This window comes from Actinocatenispora thailandica, assembly GCF_016865425.1.
Lineage (GTDB): Bacteria > Actinomycetota > Actinomycetes > Mycobacteriales > Micromonosporaceae > Actinocatenispora > Actinocatenispora thailandica.
Genome location: NZ_AP023355.1, coordinates 2,759,305 through 2,779,079, shown reverse-complemented (window position 1 = coordinate 2,779,079; position 19,775 = coordinate 2,759,305). Strand labels below are relative to the sequence as shown.

15 protein-coding genes and 2 pseudogenes are annotated in these 19,775 nt (G+C 74.4%); 5 read left to right on the top strand and 12 right to left on the bottom strand.

Annotated elements, in window-relative coordinates:
- Positions 1-855: 855 nt before the first annotated feature.
- Together Athai_RS35070 and Athai_RS12355 are read left to right on the top strand one after the other, a co-directional pair.
- Positions 856-1,098 (top strand): GNAT family N-acetyltransferase, encoded by a 243-nt coding sequence (locus Athai_RS35070; protein WP_338028132.1) that lies wholly within the window; start codon positions 856-858, stop codon positions 1,096-1,098.
- Positions 1,099-1,246: 148 nt separating this feature from the next.
- Positions 1,247-2,404 (top strand): phospholipase D-like domain-containing protein, encoded by a 1,158-nt coding sequence (locus Athai_RS12355; RefSeq protein WP_203961629.1) that lies wholly within the window; start codon positions 1,247-1,249, stop codon positions 2,402-2,404.
- Between the two features lie 54 nt (positions 2,405-2,458).
- On the opposite strand, the gene Athai_RS12350 is transcribed toward Athai_RS12355, so the two are convergent.
- Positions 2,459-3,346, bottom strand: a complete 888-nt coding sequence (locus Athai_RS12350; RefSeq protein WP_203961628.1) for an LLM class flavin-dependent oxidoreductase — start codon at positions 3,344-3,346, stop codon at positions 2,459-2,461.
- Positions 3,347-3,484: 138 nt separating this feature from the next.
- Here Athai_RS12350 and Athai_RS12345 point away from each other — a divergent pair, with 138 nt between their 5' ends.
- Positions 3,485-4,267: an SCO4651 family lipoprotein gene (locus Athai_RS12345; RefSeq protein WP_203961627.1), complete on the top strand. Its 783-nt coding sequence runs from the start codon at positions 3,485-3,487 to the stop codon at positions 4,265-4,267.
- A 4-nt stretch (positions 4,268-4,271) separates the two neighbouring features.
- Here Athai_RS12345 and lgt read toward each other — a convergent pair whose 3' ends face one another.
- Positions 4,272-5,543 (bottom strand): prolipoprotein diacylglyceryl transferase, encoded by a 1,272-nt coding sequence (gene lgt, locus Athai_RS12340; RefSeq protein ID WP_203961626.1) that lies wholly within the window; start codon positions 5,541-5,543, stop codon positions 4,272-4,274.
- A gap of 114 nt (positions 5,544-5,657) precedes the next feature.
- Between lgt and Athai_RS12335 the strand changes: the two genes are divergently transcribed.
- Positions 5,658-6,134: an NUDIX hydrolase gene (locus tag Athai_RS12335; RefSeq protein ID WP_203961625.1), complete on the top strand. Its 477-nt coding sequence runs from the start codon at positions 5,658-5,660 to the stop codon at positions 6,132-6,134.
- A gap of 117 nt (positions 6,135-6,251) precedes the next feature.
- Here Athai_RS12335 and trpA read toward each other — a convergent pair whose 3' ends face one another.
- The 7 genes and pseudogenes from trpA to Athai_RS12300 all read right to left on the bottom strand — a co-directional run bounded on the left by trpA (position 6,252) and on the right by Athai_RS12300 (position 13,599).
- The gene (gene trpA, locus Athai_RS12330) at positions 6,252-7,082 is read right to left on the bottom strand and encodes a tryptophan synthase subunit alpha (RefSeq protein WP_239156888.1); all 831 of its coding nucleotides are present in this window, start codon (positions 7,080-7,082) and stop codon (positions 6,252-6,254) included.
- A pseudogene (gene trpB / locus Athai_RS12325) lies at positions 7,079-8,244 on the bottom strand (tryptophan synthase subunit beta). The gene trpA and the pseudogene trpB overlap by 4 nt, the downstream one beginning before the upstream one ends.
- Before the next feature lie 170 nt (positions 8,245-8,414).
- A complete protein-coding gene (gene trpC, locus Athai_RS12320; RefSeq protein WP_203965584.1) occupies positions 8,415-9,218 on the bottom strand; it encodes an indole-3-glycerol phosphate synthase TrpC in 804 nt (267 codons plus the stop codon).
- 265 nt (positions 9,219-9,483) lie between these two features.
- Positions 9,484-10,656, bottom strand: a complete 1,173-nt coding sequence (locus Athai_RS12315; protein WP_203961624.1) for a Trp biosynthesis-associated membrane protein — start codon at positions 10,654-10,656, stop codon at positions 9,484-9,486.
- Complete coding sequence (locus Athai_RS12310; protein WP_203961623.1) at positions 10,656-12,197, bottom strand: anthranilate synthase component I; 1,542 nt, start codon at positions 12,195-12,197, stop codon at positions 10,656-10,658. Before Athai_RS12310 ends, Athai_RS12315 begins: the two co-directional genes overlap by 1 nt.
- A gap of 176 nt (positions 12,198-12,373) precedes the next feature.
- Positions 12,374-12,781, bottom strand: a pseudogene (hisI, locus tag Athai_RS12305) (phosphoribosyl-AMP cyclohydrolase); the annotation flags it as partial.
- Positions 12,736-13,599, bottom strand: coding sequence for a DNA translocase FtsK 4TM domain-containing protein (locus Athai_RS12300; protein WP_203961622.1), 864 nt, complete (start codon positions 13,597-13,599; stop codon positions 12,736-12,738). The gene Athai_RS12300 and the pseudogene hisI, both read right to left, overlap by 46 nt.
- A 90-nt stretch (positions 13,600-13,689) precedes the next feature.
- On the opposite strand from Athai_RS12300, the gene Athai_RS12295 reads away from it, so the two are divergent.
- Positions 13,690-14,319: a TIGR03085 family metal-binding protein gene (locus Athai_RS12295; protein WP_239156887.1), complete on the top strand. Its 630-nt coding sequence runs from the start codon at positions 13,690-13,692 to the stop codon at positions 14,317-14,319.
- A gap of 122 nt (positions 14,320-14,441) precedes the next feature.
- Here the strand turns inward: Athai_RS12295 and Athai_RS12290 are convergent, their stop codons facing one another.
- The 3 genes from Athai_RS12290 to yczR form a co-directional block, all read right to left on the bottom strand.
- The gene (locus Athai_RS12290) at positions 14,442-16,271 is read right to left on the bottom strand and encodes an ABC transporter ATP-binding protein (protein ID WP_203961621.1); all 1,830 of its coding nucleotides are present in this window, start codon (positions 16,269-16,271) and stop codon (positions 14,442-14,444) included.
- Positions 16,268-17,959 carry an ABC transporter ATP-binding protein gene (locus tag Athai_RS12285; RefSeq protein ID WP_203965581.1) on the bottom strand — a complete coding sequence of 564 codons (1,692 nt, stop codon included), beginning with the start codon at positions 17,957-17,959 and terminating at the stop codon, positions 16,268-16,270. Before Athai_RS12285 ends, Athai_RS12290 begins: the two co-directional genes overlap by 4 nt.
- 259 nt (positions 17,960-18,218) lie before the next feature.
- Complete coding sequence (gene yczR, locus Athai_RS12280) at positions 18,219-19,661, bottom strand: MocR-like transcription factor YczR (RefSeq protein ID WP_203961620.1); 1,443 nt, start codon at positions 19,659-19,661, stop codon at positions 18,219-18,221.
- Positions 19,662-19,775: the final 114 nt, after the last annotated feature.

The window sequence follows — 19,775 nt, the reverse complement described above, 5'->3', positions numbered from 1 at the left end:
CCGCCCGGCGGAATGTGCATTAGGGGCGGGACTCCATCGGCCCGATGCTGACATTGGAGTGTACGAGACCCACCGGCGTTTGGCCCGGGTCACCTCGTCGTGAACGACCTCACCACTCCGTCGATTCCGACGGTATCAACCCGGCCGGTGGGACGAACGGTCGGCGGGCATATTTCACACCGGTTCCGGGCGCTCGGCGAATCGGCTGGCGAGCCCCGTGTTTCCGCCCGTAGTGTCGGCAGCCGTGACCGATTCCGACACCCTGTTGGGCGAGCTGGAGACGTTCTACGACGCGGTACCGCGGGACCGCTGCAGAGTAGAGCATATCGCCGGATTCGACCTGTTCGTCCGGAAGGACACCCCGGGCCATCCGTTCTACGCGCGTCCCGCGCTCGGCGCGCCCGCCGGCACCGCCGAGGACGTCGCCGCGGTGCGCGCCCGGCAGCGGGAGCTCGGCGTCCCGGAGGCGTTCGAATGGGTGGACGAGACCACCCCCGGGCTGATCGAACCGGCCCGGGCCGCCGGCCTGGCCGTGCAACTGGCGCCGCTGATGGTGCTGACCGCCGACGACCCGGCACCGGCGCGGACGCCGGCCGGCGCACAGCTGCGACTGCTCGACCCGGACTCGGAGGGGTTCGCGGTTGACCTGGCCGCGAGCGCCGCCGTCGCCGACCTGGCGTTCGCCGACGGGGGACGGCGGTCGGTGCCGCCGGCCCGGCCGAGCGGGACGAGCGGTCCGAGGCGCTGGGCGACGCCCAGGTCGCCGCCGAAGCCGAACTCATCCGTACCGGCCGGCACATCCGGGCGCTCGCCGAAAGCCCGCAGGGGCTGGAGGGCGCCGAGGCGCTGCGCGGTGTGGTCGCGGCGGGCAGCGCGCAGCGGGTCGGCCCGGTCGCCGAGGTCGTCGGCGTTGCCACGCTGCCGGTCGCGCGCCGCCGCGGGCTCGGCCTGGCCCTCACCGGCACCGTGGTGCGCGCCACCCGCGCCGCCGGTGTCCGGGTGGTGTTCCTGTCCGCCGACAACGAGGACGTCGCCGCGCTCTACGCCCGGCTCGGCTTCACCCGGATCGGCACCTCCTGCATCGCCGAACCGGCCTGAACCCGGCTCCGGTCACGCGGCGCCGCGTGACCGGTGCGGTGTCGCGCATCGCGCAACACGCTTCCCGCCGCCGGCCCACCCGGACAGGCTGTGTGGCCGCAGCAGGCTGGGCCGCCACGGGCGTGGCGGCCGGGAAGGAGAGGCCCAGATGCGACCACGGCTGAGATCCCTGTTCACGGTGCCCCTGCTCGCGGCGACGCTGCTGGTGGGCACGGCGGCACCGGCCACCGGGCAGCCGGCGGCCACCGGGTTCGTGCCCACCACGGGCGCGGTGTTCAACGATCCGCTGGGCACCGCGGCGCAGCAGAACGCCATCAAGGACCGCATCATCGCCACCATCGACGCCACCCGACCCGGCGCCACGATCCGCTCGTCGATGTACGCGCTGACCGACCAGGACTACACCGACGCGCTGGTGACGGCGCACGACCGGGGCGTCACGGTCCGGGTGGTACTGGATGCCAAGTACGCCGGCTCGGCGGCCAGCCAGAACCTGATCGCCGCGCTCGGCAGCTACCCGTCCGCCGGGTCCTGGGTACGGGTCTGCATGGCCGGCGGCGCCTGCATCGCGCACGGCGGCGTCAACCCGATCAACCACAACAAGTTCTTCACCTTCTCGTCGGTCGGCCGGGTCCGCTACGTGGTGATCCAGGCGTCGGCGAACCAGACCGCGCTCAACGTGCAGAAGTACTTCAACAACGCCTACACGGTCGTGCACAACCGGCCGCTGTACGACGCGTACGACCGGTACTTCGCCGATCTGGCCGCGATGGTGCCGGACAACGACTACTTCACCACCGGCCGGACCGGGGCGGAGCGCTACTGGTTCCTGCCGGAGGAGACCGGCGATGTCGCCGTCGACATCCTGGACCGGGTGCGCTGCACCGGAAACCATCGACGCGGTACCCCCGGCGACCACCGGTCGATCGTCCGGGTCTCGGCGTTCGCCCTGCACCGGGCCGCGGTGGCCGACGCGCTGACCGGGCTGGCCGACGCCGGCTGCCGGGTCGAGGTCGTCTACACCAACAGCAACCAGGTGGACAACCTGTCCGGGCACCCCAACCTGGCGCTGCGCCGGCTCAAGGACGCCGACGGCTACCTGGTGCACTCCAAGTACTTCCTGATCGAGGGCAACTACGCCGGGCGGCCGGACCGGACGCTCACCTTCGCCGGGTCGGCGAACCTGGACTTCTCCTCGCTGCGGGAGAACGACGAGACGATCCTGGAGATCGACGGTGCCGCCGCGCACGACGCGTACCGGGGCAACTTCGACCGGCTGTGGCAGGTGGCGACGCCGGCCGGCTGACCCGGCCGGATGCGCCGCCGGCGGGCCCGCACCGCCACCCGGGGCGCCTCGCGCTCAGCCGAGCTGGCCGGGCAGCTCGGTGAGGATCCGGTCGAACAGCCTCTCGTCCATGGCGAACGGCGAGTCCGGCACCGGCCAGTGCACGACGACCTCGTCGATGCCCAACTGCCCGGCGGTACCGGCCAGCTCGACCGCCTGGTCGAAGGAGCGCAACGGCTCGCCCGGCAGGAACCCGGTCAGCAGCACCCGGTGCAGCGTCGCCGGGTCCCGGCCGGCGTCGGTGCAGGCGTGGGCCAGCCGGCGCAGCTGGTCACCGACCGCGCCCAGCGCGGCGGTCAGGTTCTCGGCCGGCCGGCCGGCAGGGCCGGTGGTGATCCAGCCATCGCCGAGTTCGGCGGCGAGCCGCAGCCCGCGCGGTCCGGTGCCGGCGAGGTAGCAGGGCAGCCGCGGCCGCTGCACGCAGCCCGGGATCGTCTTCGCCGCGTCCGCCGAGTAGTACCGCCCGGTGGCGGTGGTGTCCGGGTTGCGCAGCAGGGTGTCGAGCAGCCGGACGAACTCCGCGTACCGATCGGCCCGCTCGCCCGCCGGCCAGGCCGGGCCACCCAGCACGGTGGCGTCGAAGCCGGTCGCCGAACCGGCGCCGATGCCGGCGGTGACCCGGCCGGCGGACAGTTCGTCCAGGGTCATCAGGTCCTTGGCCAGCGGGACCGGATGGCGGAAGTTCGGTGAGGTGACCATCGTGCCGAGCCGCAGCCGGTCGGTCACCAGCGCCGCGGCGGACAGCATCGGCACCGTCCCGTACCACGGGCCGCCGGCGAACGAACGCCAGGACAGGTGGTCGTAGCTGTAGCCGGCGTGCGCGCCGAGCTGCTCGGCGCGCCGCCAGACCGTGCGCGCCTCGGGCCAGCGGTAGATCGGCAGGATCACGGTGCTCAGCAACATGCCCGTACCGTACGCGGCGGCACCGACGGCCCGGCCCGGTTGCCGGCACGGTCGGTATCCGCCGCGAAACGATGCGCAGGCGCCATGGCGGCCGGACCGTACCCTGCACCGAGGGCATCGACATCAAGGAGAAACCAGATGCGCACCAGGTACGTTGCCGTGTCCGCCGTCGCCGTCGCCGTGCTGGGCCTCGCCGCCGGCTGCAACCCGGGCGGGTCGTCCGCCTCCGGCGGCGGTGGCGAGCACCCCGCCGCGTCCGGCTCACCCGGCGCCGCCAGCTCCACCGGCACCGGCCCGGACCTGCAGATCGCCCTGCAACGGGCGTACGGCAAGACCACCGACGCGAAGACCGCGAAGATCTCGGCCACCATCAAGATCACCGGCGGATCGGCGGCCGGGACCACCACGATGTCCGGCGCGGTGCAGTTCGACCCGCCGGCCGAGCAGGTCACCGTGCGCACCGCCGGCCAGCAGGTCGAGGCGATCATGGTGGACGGATACGAGTACATCAAGACCGGCTCGTCCTGGCGGAAGATCGACATCTCGTCGCTGACCGGCGGGGCGCCGATGGACCCGACCCAGGCCCTCGCCTACCTGCAGGGCGTGTCGTCCTCGGTGACCAAGCTCGGCACCAGCACCGTCCACGGCGTCCGGGCCACCGGTTACCGGGCGACCGTCGAGGTGCAGAAGGCGGCGGCCAAGCAGGGCGCGAAGGCGCAGGACGCATTGAAGAATCTGTCCGAGCACGGCGTCCACAGCATCCCGGTCGAGGTGTGGCTCGACGCCGACGGGCGGGTGGTGCGCGAGCACAGCACCCTCACCATGACCGGCGTCGGCAGTGGGTCGATGACCGTGGACAGCACCACCGACCTGACCGGCTACGGCACGCCGGTGCACATCAGCGCACCGGCCGGCGCCTGAGCGGCTAGGTACCGGAGTCCGACTTCTGCACGCCCCGGGCCGCGGGGTCCGACTTCCGGGCCTCCGCGGCCCCATCGTCCGGTGTCCCCGGCTCGACCGCGTCCGCGTCCGGGGCGTCGGCGCCGGGGGCGTCGGGCTCCGGGGCGTCGGGCTCCGGGGCGTCGGGCTCCGGGGCGTCGGCGTCCGGGGCGTCGGCGTCCGGGGTGTCGGCGTCCGGGGTGTCGGCGTCCGGGGTGTCGGCGTCCGGGGTGTCGGCGTCCGGGGTGTCGGCGTCCGGGGTGTCGGCGTCCGGGTGGTCCGGGTCCGGCTTCTTCGCGCCGGACCCGCCGTCACCCGGGTCGGAATCCGCCTCGGGTTCGGACGCCCCGGTGTCCGCCAGTGCCTCGGCGTCGGCCTTGTCCACCACGGTCTCGGCGCTCGCGGCGGTCGCGCCACCCTCCGGCACCACGGTGAGCCGGCCGGAGGCGTCGGCGACGACGTTCAACCGCGGACCGCGCATCAGCAGCACGTACAGCACGGCGGCGATGAACACCACGATGCTGACCCAGTCGTTGAGCCGCAGCCCGAAGAACGTGTTGGCGTGGTCGATGCGCAGCGACTCCACCCAGAAGCGTCCGAACACGTACAGCGCGACGTACAGCGCGAACGCCCGGCCCCGGCCGAACCGGAACCTGCGGTCGAGCAGCCACACCGCGAGCGCGACGAGCAGGTCCCAGACGCACTCGTACAGGAAGGTCGGCTGGTAGGTGGCGTACTGCTCGTAGCCGATGATGCGGTGTGCCGGGTCGATGTGCACCGCCCACGGCAGGTTGGTGGGCTTGCCGTACAGCTCCTGGTTGAACCAGTTGCCCCAGCGGCCGATCGCCTGCGCCACCGGCAGGCCCGGCGCGAGCGCGTCGGCCACGACCGACAGCGGCAGGCCACGCCGCCGGCAGGCGATCCAGGCGCCGAGCGCGCCACCGGCGACCGCACCCCAGATGCCGAGTCCGCCGTCCCAGATCTTGAACGCGCCGACCCAGTCCCGCCCGGCCGTGAAGTACAGCTCCGGGTCGGTGATCACGTGGTAGAGCCGGGCGCCGACGATACCGAACGGCACCGCCCACACCGCGATGTCCAGCACGGTCCACGGCGGGGCACCCCGCGCCCGCAGCCGGCGCTCGGTGATCACGCAGGCCAACACGATGCCCGCGACGATGCACAGGGCGTAGGCCCGGATCGGCAACGGACCGAGATGCACCACCGACTGGGTCGGGCTCGGAATGGAGGCAAGGTTCACAGTTGGCCAACGTACCGGGCGCGCACCCGCTCGTCAGCACAGCCCTCCGCGCGGGCGATCACGTACCGGAATCGACCGGTGACTGTACATCGAAACTGGCCTACGATCGGCGAAATGGACTCCCTTACCTACGCGGTCGCGGCGGTCGTCACCGACCCGAACGGCCGGGTGCTGCTCTGCCAGCAGAGCCAGGGGCACCGGCTCTGGAGCCTGCCCAACGGACGCATCGACCACTGTGAACACCCGGCGCACGCGGCGGTCCGCGACATCCGCACCCAGACCGGGCTGGAGATCAGCGTCGACGAGCTGATCGGGCTGTACCGCCTGACCGGGCCGGCCGACGGCGCCGAACCGCTGCCCGACCTGCTGGTACACGCCTTCCGGGCGCACGCCGTGGGCGGTGAACCGTGCGTCAACGCGCCGGCGATGATCTCCCGGATCGGCTGGTACGCGCCGGACGAGGTACCGACACCGCACACCGCGACCGTCACCGCGGTACTGGCCGACCTCGCCACCGGTCGCCGAGGCGTCGTCGCCGACGTACACCGCAGCGCGGCGGCCGCCGAAACCCCGGTGGCACAGCCCGCCTGACCCGCGGGGCCGATCACGCCGCCGTTGGGCCGCGGTCGGCCATTCGAACCCCTCCGCACCGCACGGCCGGACGCCGATCCGCCCGCCGCAGTCGGTGCCGGCACGCCCTCGGCGAGTTCAGCGCCGGCGCACGCCCTCGGCGAGTTCGGTGGCGAGCGCGGCGAGCCGGCGGCGCGCCGCGGCCGGGTTCGTCTCGTCCAGCAGGCAGCGCACCAGCGCGCTGCCGACGATCACGCCGTCCGCGTATCCGGCGACCTCGGCCGCCTGGGCACCCGTACCGACACCGAGACCGACGCCGACCGGCACCGTGGTGGCCCGCCGGACCCGCTCCACCAGCGCGGGCGCCGCCTGCCCGGTCTGCTCCCGCGCCCCGGTCACGCCCATCACGCTGGCCGCGTAGACGAAACCCCGGCACATGGCGGTGGTCGTCGCGATCCGCCGCTGGGTCGAACTCGGCGCCACCAGGAAGACCCGGTCGAGGTCGTGCTTCTCGGCCGCGGCGACCCAGTCGCCGGCCTCCTCCGGGATCAGGTCCGGGGTGATCAGCCCGGCGCCGCCGGCGGCGGCCAGATCCCGGGCGAACGCCGGCACCCCGTACCGTTCGATCGGGTTCCAGTAGGTCATCACCAGCGCCGGCACCCCGGCAGCGGCGACCGCCTCGACGGTACGGAACACGTCCGCGACCCGGAACCCACCGGCGAGTGCCCGCTCCGCGGCCCGCTGGATGACCGGGCCGTCCATCACCGGGTCGGAGTACGGCAGGCCGATCTCGATCACGTCGACACCGGAGTCGGCCAGCACCCGGCATCCCTCGATCGCCTCGGCCACCGTCGGGAACCCGGCCGGCAGGTACCCCACCAGTACCGCCCGGCCCTGCTCGCGGGCGGTGTCGAAGGCGGAACCCGCACGCCGCCCGGTCACCGGGTCGGCCACTCGCGGCTCGCTCACGACCGGACCTCCGCCTCGTCGAGCAGGCCGAACCAGTTGCCGGCCGTCTCCATGTCCTTGTCACCGCGGCCGGACAGATTCACCACGATCGTCGGCTCCCGGCCCAGTTCCTCGGTGAGCCGCGGTGCCAGCCGCAGCGCACCGGCCAGCGCGTGCGCGCTCTCGATCGCCGGAATGATCCCCTCGGTGCGGCACAGCAACGCGAAGGCGTCCATCGCCTCGGCGTCGGTGACCGGCTGGTAGCTCGCCCGGCCGGTCTCGGCCAGCCACGCGTGTTCCGGGCCGACGGCGGGTAGTCCAGGCCGGCCGAGATCGAATGCGACTCCACCGTCTGCCCGTCGGCGTCCTGCAGCAGGAAGGTACGGGCGCCGTGCAGCACGCCGATCGCGCCGCCGGTGATCGACGCGGCGTGCCGGCCGGTCTCGACGCCGTCGCCGCCGGCCTCGAACCCGTACAGCCGGACCTCGGCGTCGGGCACGAACGCGTGGAAGACGCCGATCGCGTTCGAGCCGCCGCCGACGCAGGCGGCCACCGCGTCGGGTAGTGCGCCGGTCATCGCCAGGGTCTGCTCCCGCGCCTCGTCGCCGATGCCCCGGACGAACTCGCGGACCATCCGCGGGAACGGGTGCGGCCCGGCCGCGGTGCCGAGCAGGTAGTGGGTGGTGTCGACGTTGGTCACCCAGTCCCGCAGCGCCTCGTTGATCGCGTCCTTGAGGGTGCGACTGCCGGTCTCGACCGGGATGACCTCGGCGCCGAGCATCCGCATCCGGGCCACGTTCAGCGCCTGCCGGCGGGTGTCCTCGGCGCCCATGTAGACCACGCAGTCGAGGTCGAGGTAGGCGCAGGCGGTGGCGGTCGCGACACCGTGCTGGCCGGCCCCGGTCTCGGCGATGACCCGCCGCTTACCCATCCGCTTGACCAGCAGCGCCTGGCCCAGCACGTTGCGGATCTTGTGCGCGCCGGTGTGGTTGAGATCCTCCCGCTTGAGCAGGATCCGGGCGCCGGCCCGCGCGGACAGGCGCTGGGCGAGATACAGCGGGCTGGGCAGGTTCGCGTACTCGCGCAGCATCCGGTCGAACTCGGCGACGAAGGCCGGATCACCGATCGCCTTGTCGAACTCGGTGGTCAGCTCGTCCAGCGCGGCGGTCAGCGCCTCCGGGATGAACCTGCCGCCGAACCGGCCGAAGTGTCCCGAGGCGTCCGGCCCGGCGGCCGAGCCTGGTGTGCCCCGACCGTCGGCGTGCGGTGGGTTCGGGTGGTGACCGGGTCCGCCCGGTCCGTCCTGCGGTGCCATGGTCGCCACCGTCTCCTTTGCGATGCGCCGTACCGAGCTCAGCGCGCCGGGCGCGGCGTCGCCGGATGGGAGCCGGCGGTGACCAGCTCGGCGACCGCGTCCCGCGGACTCTTCTGGGTGACCAGACCCTCGCCGACCAGCACGGCGTCGGCCCCGGCCGAGGCGTACCGGATCAGGTCGTGGGTGCCGCGCACTCCCGACTCGGCCACCTTGACCACCCTGGACGGCAGACCGGGCGCGATCCGCTCGAACACGGACGGATCCACCTCCAGGGTGCGCAGGTCGCGGGCGTTGACGCCGATCACCTTCGCGCCGGCCTCCAGGGCCCGGTCGGCCTCCGCCTCGTTGTGCACCTCGACCAGCGCGGTCATGCCCAGCGACTCGGTCCGCTCCAGCAGCCCGACCAGCGCGTTCTGCTCCAGCGCGGCGACGATCAGCAGGATCAGGTCGGCACCGTGCGCCCGCGCCTCGTGCACCTGGTAGCTGGAGACCACGAAGTCCTTGCGCAGGATCGGCACCTGGATCGCGGCGCGCACCGCGATCAGGTCGTCGATGCTGCCGCCGAAGAACCGCTTCTCGGTCAGCACGCTGACGCACCGGGCGCCACCCGCCGCGTACTCCCCTGCCAGTTCGGCCGGATCGGGGATCTCGGCGAGCTGCCCGCGAGACGGCGAGGACCGCTTCACCTCGGCGATCACTCCGACGCCGGGGGCCCGGAGCGAGGCGAACGCGTCCAGCGCCGGCGGCGCGGCGGCGGCCGCGGCCTTCACCTGCTCCAGCGGAGTCGCCTGCACGCGCTCGGCGACGTCGGCGCGGACCGCGGCGAGGATGTCGCTGAGCACGTCGCCGGAGGGCGACGCGCCCGATGTCTGCGGCCGGCTCGCGTCTGCGTTCACCGCGGACTCCCCTCGTCGGCTGTACCACGGCAACCGCCGTGACCTGTCGCATCCAGCGGGACGGCGGGCATACCCGGCGGATCCTCGGCCGATGTTATGCGCCGCCATCGATGCTGGCCCAGCCGGGGTGTCAGCGGGTTCACACAGCGGTACGACCAGCCCGCGCCCCGGCGCACGACCGACTCAGCGCACCGTCGAGTCCACGACCGACTCAGCGCACCGTCGGGTCGTGGCCGTCGTCGATCGCGTCCCAGATCTTCGCGGCGTCGTCGTCCGCGCCGACCCGGGCCGCCCGGTCGGCGGGCCGCTCGTACCGCGAGCCCATCGTGGGCCAGGTGCGGCCCCGCCGCACCGTGCCGCCGCCGACGACGGCCACCAACACGCCGCCGACCAGCGCGGTGATCGCCCAACCCGGGGTCACACTGCCCGGGTCGTGCGCAGCGACCGACAGCCCGTACCCGGCCCCGACGGCCATCCCCAGCCCCGCCAGAACCAGCAGCACGCCCACCAGCAGCCGGCCGATACGTCGGGTGGCGACCAGCGCGCCGGCACCGGCCAGCGAGATCAGCGCGAGGGTCGGCACGATCGGGGTGATCTCGGTGCCGGTCCGGCCGGTCTGCTGCAGGTGCAGCGGCCCGAGCGGCTGCCCGGGTTGCACCGACCAGTTCTTCGACGCCGCGTACAGCGCGATGCCCGCGCCGAGCGTGCACGCCACCACGGCGAGGACCAGCTGCCCCCGGGTCGACGGTCGCCGCGCCGCCGGCCGGGCCCGTCCCGGCGCCGCCCGATCGGGCCCGGTGCCCGCCCCGGTGCCCGGCCCGGTGCCCGGTCCGGTGTCCGAGGCTGCTCCGGACGCCGCTCCGCCGAGCACCGGGCCGGTCACTTCCGTGCCGTCCCGGGTGTCCGGGGTCGGCGGCTCGGCCCCGGACGACGCCGGGGTCGGTGGCTTCACCCCGGACGACGCCGGGGTCGGCGGCTCGGCCTCGGACCGATCGGTGCCCGCGCAGTCGGTACCGGCACCATCCGGGCCGGCATCTTCCAAGCCGGCACCATCCGGGTCGGTGCGATCCAACGCGGCGCGGTCGGCGCCGGCGCCATCCGGGCCGGCGCCATCTGGGTCGGCGCGATCTGGGTCGGCGCGATCCAAGGCGGCGCGGTCGGCGCCGGCGCCATCCGGGTCGGCGCGATCTGGGTCGGCGCGATCCAAGGCGGCGCGGTCCGGGCCGGCGCCGGCCGGGTCGGCCTGAGCCTGGCTGGCCGCGATGCCGTCGGAGCCGGCGGTACCGGCCGGATCGGTACCGGCCGGATCGGTGCTGGAGCGGGGGGTGCCGCCCGCGTCGGTGGCGGGGCGGTCGGGGTCCGGGTCTGGGTGGCGGTCGGACATCAGCGGGCCTGCCGCAACGTCTCGGCGGAGGCGATCGCGGCCAGCACCGCGGCGGACTTGTTGCGGGTCTCGGTGTCCTCGGCGTCCGGATCGGAGTCGGCCACGATGCCGCCGCCGGCCTGCACGTACGCCCGGCCGTCCCGGATCAGCGCGGTCCGGATCGCGATCGCCATGTCCAGGTCACCGGCGAAGTCGAGATAACCGACCGTCCCGCCGTACAGGCCACGCCGCACCGGCTCCAGCTCCTCGATGATCTCCATCGCACGTACCTTCGGCGCCCCCGACAGGGTGCCCGCCGGGAAGGTCGCCCGCAGCGCGTCGAACGCGGTACGCCCCTCGGCCAGCTCACCGACCACGGTGGACACGATGTGCATCACGTGGCTGTAGCGCTCGATGGTGAAGAACTCGGGCACCTCCACGGTGCCCGGCACGCACACCCGGCCCAGATCGTTGCGGGCCAGGTCGACCAGCATCACGTGCTCGGCGCGTTCCTTCGGGTCGGTGAGCAGGTCCTCGGCCAGCCGGCGCTCCTCCTGGGGGGTGGCGCCGCGCGGCCTGGTCCCGGCGATCGGGTGCATCAGCGCCCGCCGCCCGGTGACCTTCACGTGCACCTCCGGGCTGGACCCGACGATGTCGAAGGCCCCGTGCCCGCCTGCGCCGTCCACCCCACCGAACCGCAGGAGATACATGTACGGCGAGGGATTCGTCGCCCGCAGCACCCGGTAGACGTCGAGCGGGTCGGCAGCGGTGTCGGCTTCGAACCGCTGCGACGGAACGATCTGGAAGCACTCCCCGGCCCGGATCGCCTCCTTGGCCGCCTCCACCGCCTTCTGGTACCCGCCGGCCGGGGTGCGGCCGGCCAGGTGCACCGGCGGTACCTTCTCGACCGTCGAGACCATCGGCGGCGTCGGGCGGCTCAGCGCAGTGGTCATCGCGTCCAGCCGGCCCACCGCCTGGTGGTAGTGCGCGGTCAGTTCGGCCGGGCCGGCGTCCGGCGGCAGCACCGCGTTCGCGATCAGCAGCACCGAGCCGTCCACGTGGTCGAGCACGGCGAGATCGGTGGCGAGCAGGAACCCGAGGTCGGGGAAGCCCAGCTCGTCGGCGGCCAGCTCGGGCAGCTTCTCGAACCGCCGCACCACGTCGTAGCCGAAGAACCCGACCAGCCCGCCGGTCAGCGGCGGCAGCGCCGGCTCGGCGCCCACCGGCGCCGAGGACAGCGCCGTCACGGTGGCGGTCAGCGCCTCGATCGGGTCACCGTCGGTCGGCACTCCCGCGGGCGGTTCGCCGAGCCAGTGCGCCTGGCCGTCCCGCACGGTCAGCGTCGCGGCGCTGCGCACCCCGACGAACGAGTAGCGCGACCAGGTCCCGGCCGCCTCCGCCGATTCCAGCAGGAACGTGCCGGGGCCGCCGGCCAGCTTGCGGTACACCCCGATCGGCGTCTCGCAGTCGGCCAGCAGCCGGCGGGTCACCGGGACCACCCGGCGCTGCGCGGCCAACTCGGCGAACGTGGTCTCGTCCGGGCTCACGGCTCCGGTCGTCACCGGATGCTCCCTTCGACGGGATCGGTGTCGGTCCCGGCCCCGGTGGCCGGCACGGAATCGGACGGTACGGCAGCGGACGGCGCGGCACCGTCCCCCTCGGCACCGGACGGCGCGGCGCCGTCCCCCTCGGCACCGGACGGCGCCGTTCCGGGCGGCGTGCCGTGCTCGCCAGCGGGGCCCGGTGTCCCGGTGACGGCCACCGGCAGCTCGCGGCCGTCGAAGCAGGTACGGCTGCCGGTGTGGCAGGCGGCGCCGACCTGGTCGACCCGTACCAGCAGGGTGTCGCCGTCGCAGTCCAAGGCGACCGACCGGACGTGCTGGACATGCCCGGACGTGTCGCCCTTGACCCAGTATTCGCCGCGGCTGCGCGACCAGTACGTGGCCCGGCCGGTGGTCAGGGTGCGGTGCAGCGCCTCGTCGTCCATCCAGGCGAGCATCAGCACCTCACCGGTGTCGTACTGCTGGGCGACGGCCGGCACCAGGCCGTCCGGGCCGCGCTTGAGCCGGGCCGCGATCGCGGGGTCGAGACTGCTCACAGTCACCGATTGTCGCGCGCCGGGCCACGGTACCGGCGGGCACCCCAGCGGGCCCGGTACGGCCGTACTCCGCTGGCCGGCCGCCACCCCGGCCGGCCCAGCAGGTCCCGGCTCGCCCGGCGCAGCGTCTCGGCGGCGCCGCGGCCGGCCAGCCCCGGCGCGCAGCGCAGCTCGAACCGGGTGTCGCCGGCGTCCACCCGCAGCCACCGGGCCCGCCCGTACGGGTCGGCGAACACCGTGACCGAGCGGATCTCGGCCAGCGGCGCCCGACGCACCCGCCAACGCCCGTCCACGTCCAGGAAGTGCAGCTGCACCTCGTCGTCGGACAGCCGCAGCGTCACGTCCCGCATCCAGCGGGCGCGCAGCATCCCGGCCGGGACCAGGACCACCACCACCGCCGCGACCAGCGCCACCAGCGGAGCGCCGAGGAACTCGCGGCGCAGCACCACGAACGCCACCAGCACCAGCAGTCCCAGCAGGCCGCCAGCGGCACCGAGGCCGGCCGCGAGTCCGGCCACCGAGGCGCCGGGCAGCAGCACCGTACGCAGCCGGTACTCCCGGGCCGCGGCCGGAGCGTTGCGGGCCAGCCCGGTACCGCGCAGCCCGCGCCGGCGGATCAGGTCGAACAGCCAGCCGGCGGTGTGCGCGACCAGGTAGCCGAGCACCGCACCGGCGACCATCGGCAGCGGCTGCGGTCCGTACCGCAGTGCGTACCCGGCGGTACCCCCGGCGAGCAGCAACGCGACCGTGGCCACCAGCCGAATCGGCGCGCTCGCCGCCGGCCGGCCCCGCACGGCGAGCAGCAGCCACCCGGCCAGGCACACCACCGCGATCCCGACCGCAATCCCGACGCTTGCTGCTGGCATGGTCCGGGATGGTACGGGCACCCACCGGCACCGCGTATCCCGCCCGCGGGTCGAACCCGTCGCCACCCGGCCGTCACTAGAGTGAACGGGGTGACGACGGCATATGCGCATGGTGAGCGGTTGCAACTGGTGTCGCTGCTGCGGCAGGTCGGGCCGGACGCGCCGACCCTGTGCGAGGGGTGGACCACCCGCGATCTCGCCGCGCACCTGCTGGCCCGCGAGCGGCGCCCCGACTCCGGCATCGGCCTGCTGGTCCGGCCGCTCGCCGGCTGGTCAGAACGGGTCCGCCGCGGCTACGCCGAGCAGGACTGGGACGTGCTGCTGGACCAGATCGCCGCGCCGCCATGGTGGAGTCCGCTGTCCAACCCGCTCACCGACGAGCTGGCCAACACGATGGAGATGTTCCTGCACCACGAGGACGTGCGCCGGGCCCGGCCGCAGTGGCAGCCGCGCGACCTGCCGGTCGAGCTGAACGAGATCCTCTGGCGCCGGCTGTCGATGCTCACCACCGTGTCGATGCGCCGGCTGCCGGTCCGGGTCACCCTGGCCGCGCCGGAGTACGGCGAGCGCACCGTCGGCGACGGCCCGCACGTGCGGCTCACCGGTCCACCCGGCGAACTGCTGGTGTTCGTCTCCGGCCGGCAGGACGCGGCCCGGCTGGACACCGAGGGCCCCACCGAGTCGGTGCGGGCGCTGCGGGAGGCCCGCTTCGCCATGTGACCCGCGGCCGGGCGGCACGCGGCGCCGGCCAGCCCGGGGCGCAGCGGGTCCCGGACGCCGGATGGTCCGGGAGCTGGTCGGCGCGGAGCCGGGCACCGGGCGGCGGGCGGTCCGGGAGCCGGTCAGCGCGTCTGTTCCAGCCAGGACGCGTGCAGCCGCCCGTACACCGAGTCGGGGGCGGCAACCAGTTGCTCGTGCCGGCCACGCTGCACGATCCGGCCGGCGTCGAACACCAGCACCTCGTCCGCGGCCTCGGCGGTGGACAGCCGGTGCGCGACGGTCACCGTGGTCCGCCCCCGGGTCACCGCGTCCAGTGCACGCTGCAGCCGTACCTCGGTCGCCGGATCCACCGCGCTCGTCGCCTCGTCGAGGATCAGCAGATCCGGATCGGCCACGTACGCCCGGACCAGCGCCACCAGCTGGCGCTCACCCACCGACAGGTACTCGCCGCGCTCCCCCACCGGGGTGTCCAGCCCGGCCGGCAGACCGGCCAGCCAGTCCGCCAACCCCAGCTCGGTGAAGGCGGCCGTGAGGTCGGCGTCCGGCAGGTCGGGCCGGACGAACGCCGCGTTGCGGCCGACCGTGGTGTCGAACAGGAACCCGTCCTGCGGCACCATCACCACCCGGCGCCGCAGCTCGGCGAACCCGACCCGGTCCAGCGGCACCCCGGACAGCAGCACCTGACCGCGGGTCGGGTCCATCAGCCGGGTCAGCAGCTTGGCGAACGTCGTCTTGCCGCTGCCGGTCTCGCCGACCACCGCGATCGCGGTGCCCGGCGCGATCGTGACGTCCGCGTCCGCCAGGGCCTCCGGGCCGCCGCCCGGGTAGGCGTAGCCGACGTCGGCGAACCGCACCGCCAGCGGGCCGGGCGGCACCGGTCGGGCCCGCTCGCCGGGATCGACCACCTCCGGCTCGGCGTCCAGGATGTCGAGCACCCGGCGCCAGCCGGCGACGGCGTTCTGCGCCTCGGTCAGCGTCTCGGTGAACATCTGGATCGGCTGCACGAACAGGCCGGCGAGGAAGACGAACGCGGTCAGCTCACCGACGCTGAAGCCGGCGCCCAGCTCGTGCGCCAGGCCCGCGCCGAGCACCACGCCGCCGATCACGACCAGCGTGTTCGTCAGACCGGAGGCACCCTCGCTCAGCGTCGACATGACCACGCTGCGCCGTTGCGCGCCGTACTGCGCGGCCCGGTACCGCTCGATCGCGTCGGACAACCGGCCCGCGGTGCGCCCGGACACCCCGTAGGCGCGGATGACCGGTGCGCCGACGACGCTCTCCGCGACCGCCGCGTACAGCACACCGACCCGCTCCCGGACCGCCCGGTACGCCGCCTGCTGCCAGCGCTGCAACCGTGGCATGAGCAGCGCCAGCGGCACGAACACCGCGAGCACCGCGATCGTCAGCGGCCACGAGTACACCAGCATCACGACGGTCGCGACCACCACCTGTCCGGCGTTGACCACCAGGCTCACGCCGCTGAACTGCAGGAACCGGGAGATCTGGTCGATGTCGGCGGTGACCCGGCTGACCAGCGCGCCGCGCCGCTCGTCCTGCTGGTGCAGCACCGACAGCGCGTGCACGTGCCCGAAGGTACGGATCCGCAGCCCGGACAGCGCGGTCTCGGTGGTGCGGTACAGCCGGTAGTTCATCAGGTAGGCCGAGCCGACCGCGAGCACCAGCAGCAGCACCGTCAGCGCGCCGACGACCGCGACGTAGCCGAGATCCGGGCCGCCGGCGGCCCGGACGCCGTGGTCCAGGCCCTGCTGTACCGCGATCGGCACCGCGACCTTGCCCAGCGTCGAGGCCAGCGCCAGGGCCAGCGTGCCGGGCAGGCCGGCGCGCAGCTCCGGCGACAGCGACAGGCCACGGCGCAGCGTGGCGAGGGTGCCGACCGGTTCCGCCGGCGCGGTCCGGCGTGGCGCCGGCTCGACCCGTACGTCGGTGCTCATCCGGCGACCTCCTGCGCCACCTCGTCGTCGGCTGCGTCCTCGTAGGCGGTGACCAGCTCCGCGTAGCCGGGGACGGTGGCGAGCAGTTCCCGGTGCGTGCCCCGGGCGGCGACCCGGCCGTCGGCGAGGTACACCACCTCGTCGGCCAGCGCGATCGTGGCCCGCCGGTACGCGACGACCAGCACCGTGGTGTCGCTGCCGGCGGTGCGCAGGCCGGCGAGGATCGCCTGTTCGACCCGGGGGTCGACGGCGCTGGTGGCGTCGTCCAGGATCAGCAGCCGGGGCCGGCCGGCCAGCCCGCGGGCCAGCGTCAGGCGCTGCCGCTGGCCGCCGGACAGGCTGGCGCCGCGCTCTCCGACGGCGGTGTCCGCACCGTCGGGCAGGGCGGCGACGAACCGGTCGGCCTGGGCCAGCCGCAGCGCCGCCTCGGCCGCACCGGCACCGACACCCGGCCGGTCCAGCGCGACGTTGCCCCGGACGGTGTCGTCGAACACGAACGGCACCTGCGGCACCAGCGCCACCGCCGAGGCCAGCCCGGCGGCGGACAGCTCGCGCACGTCCCGGCCGGCGAGGCGGACCGTGCCGGCGGCCGGGTCGACCAGCCGGGCGGCCAGCTGGGTCAGGGTGGACTTGCCGACACCGGTGGCGCCGACCAGCGCGACGGTACGCCCGGCCGGCACGGTGAAACTCACGTCGGTCAGCACGTCGGCGCCGTCGCCGTAGCCGAACCGGACCCGATCGAACTCCAGCTCGACGGCACCGGTCCCGGGCAGCTCCGCCGCGCCGTGCGCCATCTCGCCCTCGGCGGTCAACACCCCGTCGACGCGGTCGGCGCCGGCCACCGCACGGGGCAGATCACCGAGCACCCAGCCGATCGCCCGGACCGGGAAGGCCAGCACGCTGAACAGGAACGCCGCCGACACCAGCTGCGGCACCGCGATGTCGCCGGCGGCGAGCCGCGCCGAGCCGACCACCAGCACGGCGAGCGTGCCCACGTTGGGCAGCGCGTCCATCAGCGGATCGAACAGCCCGCGGACCCGCCCGGCAGCGATGGACGCGTCCCGCAGGCGATCGGAGACCACCGCGAACCGGGCGGTCTCGGCCGCTTCCCGACCGGCCGTCTTGACCACCAGCGCACCGTCGAAGCTCTCGTGCGCGACCGCCGCCACCTCTCCGCGCAGCCGCTGGGCGGCGGCCTGCAGCGGCGCGGACCGGCGCGAGTACACCACGTTGATCACGAAGACCGCGGGGAACACCGCCACCCCGACCAGCGCCAGCACCCAGTCGGTGACCAGCAGCGCGACGATCGCGGTGATCAGCATGGTGACCGTACCGACGGCGAACGGGAACGGCGCGATCGGCATGAACGCGCTCTCCACGTCGTTGTTGGCGTTGGACAGCAGTGCCCCGGTGGGATGCCGCTGGTGCCAGGACATCGGCAGGTCGAGGTAGCGCTGCGTCACGGCGCGCCGGTAGCGGGCCTGCAGCCGGTACTGCATGGCGCCGGCGCCGAGCCGCCGCCCCAGGATGCCGACGATCTTGAGCACGCTGACGCCGAGGATCGCCGCACCACCGGCCGCCAGCGCGCCGAGGGGGACCCGCCCCTGCTCGATCGCCGGCACCGCCACGTCGCCGACCACCGCACCGATCACGTACGCACTGGCGACGGTCATCACCGCGAACAGCATGCTGCCGACCGCCCCGACCGCGAACGTCGCCGGCTCGTCCCGAATGGATCGGCCGAGCAGCTTCAACCCGCGCAGCACGACCCCGCGGTCGTACCCGGCGCTGTATCCGGACACTGCCTCACCTGCCCCTTACCTACTCCGGTACGACGATGCCGCATGGTGCCGACATTTCGGGGTCCGGGGCGATCTAGCTCACGTCCGGATCGGCGCCGGGTCGAGCCGGCCCCACCGGCGAACCGGCCGTACCGGGCGGACCTGGTCAGGCGACCACCGCGGGGGTGGCGGGGCGGCCCGGCCGCAGCGCGTCCAGGTCAGCGCGAGCGGCCGCGATCCGGCGTACCGCCTCGACCAGTTCGTTCGCCGGCCGCGCGAACGGCAGCCGCAGGTAGCGCTCGAAGGTGCCCTCGGCGCCGAACCGCGGGCCCGGTGCGAGCCGCACCCCGTACGCCTCGGCGGCGGTGGCCAGCGCGCTCGCCACCGGCTCGGCCAACTCCACCCACAGGCACAGGCCGCCGGCCGGGACCCGGAACCGGGCACCGGGCAGGTGCTCGCGCACCGCACCGACCAGCGCGTCGAGCTGGGCGCGCAGCATCTCCCGGCGTGCCGGCAGGATCGTCCCGGCGCGCGCCAGCAGGGCGCGGGCGGCCAGCTGGTCGAGCACCGCGCCGCCCATGTCGACCCCGGCGCGGACCGCGGCGAGCCGCTGGATCAGCGCCGGGGTGGCCCGGATCCACCCGACCCGCAGGCCACCCCAGTGCGACTTGGACATCCCGCCGACCGTGATCACCCGGCGGTGCCGGTCCAGCGCCGCCATCGGCGGCGGCATCGGCCGGCCGGTCAGCGCCAGCTCGGCGAACGTCTCGTCGGCCACCAGCAACCCACCGCCCCGGTACGCGGCGGCGATCAGCGCGGCGCGCTGCGGCTCGGGCAGTACCGCCCCGGTCGGGTTGTGGAAGTCCGGAATCAGGTACGCCACCCGGTACCGGCCCGCGGTGAGCGCCGGCAGGACCGGCTCCAGGTCCCAGCCGTCGTCGGTCACCGGGATCGGGTCGGCCCGCAGCCGGGCCGCCGCCAGCGCGGTCAGCGCGTTCGGGTAGCTCGGCGACTCGACGAGGATCCGCTCCCCCGGCGCGGTCAGCAGCCGCAACACCAGGTCGAGGCCCTGCTGGGCGCCGCTGGTGACGAGGATCTCGGCGGGCCCGGTGGGCACCCCGCGCTCGGTGAACCGGTCGGCGATCGCGGAGCGCAGCTCGGGCAGCCCGGCCGGGTAGTAGCCGTGGCTGGACGCATAGCCGGCCAGCTCCTCGGCCGCCTGCCGGGCCGCCGCGGCAAGTTCGACCGGCGGCGGCGGCGCGGCGCAGCCGAGGTCGATCAGCGCCTCGTCGTCCGGCGCCCACAGCCCGCTGGTGGACAGCCGCTGCCCCTCGGGCAGCGCGGTGTCGCTGCCCGAGCCGCGCCGGGAGCGCAGGTATCCCTGGTCGCGCAGCAGCCGGTACGCCGCGGTCACGGTGGTGCGGCTGACCGCGAGTTCGGCCGCGAGCAGCCGCTCGGCGGGCAGCCGCACACCGAGCGCGAGCCGGCCGTCCCGGATCAGCCCGCGGATCGCCACGGCGAGCGCCACGTAGTCGCTGCCGCCCGTCCGGCGCCAGTCCCCGAGCCGGCGGGCCAGCGCCGACGCACCCGTCCGAACCACCGCGTCCATGCCACTACCTCAACACGAGCAGACCAGTTCCGCAAGATTGGCTCTACTCGGGATCCGAACTGGCCTGCAGGGTGGACATCGTGCCCACCTCCGCCACCCGCCCGGCCGCGACCG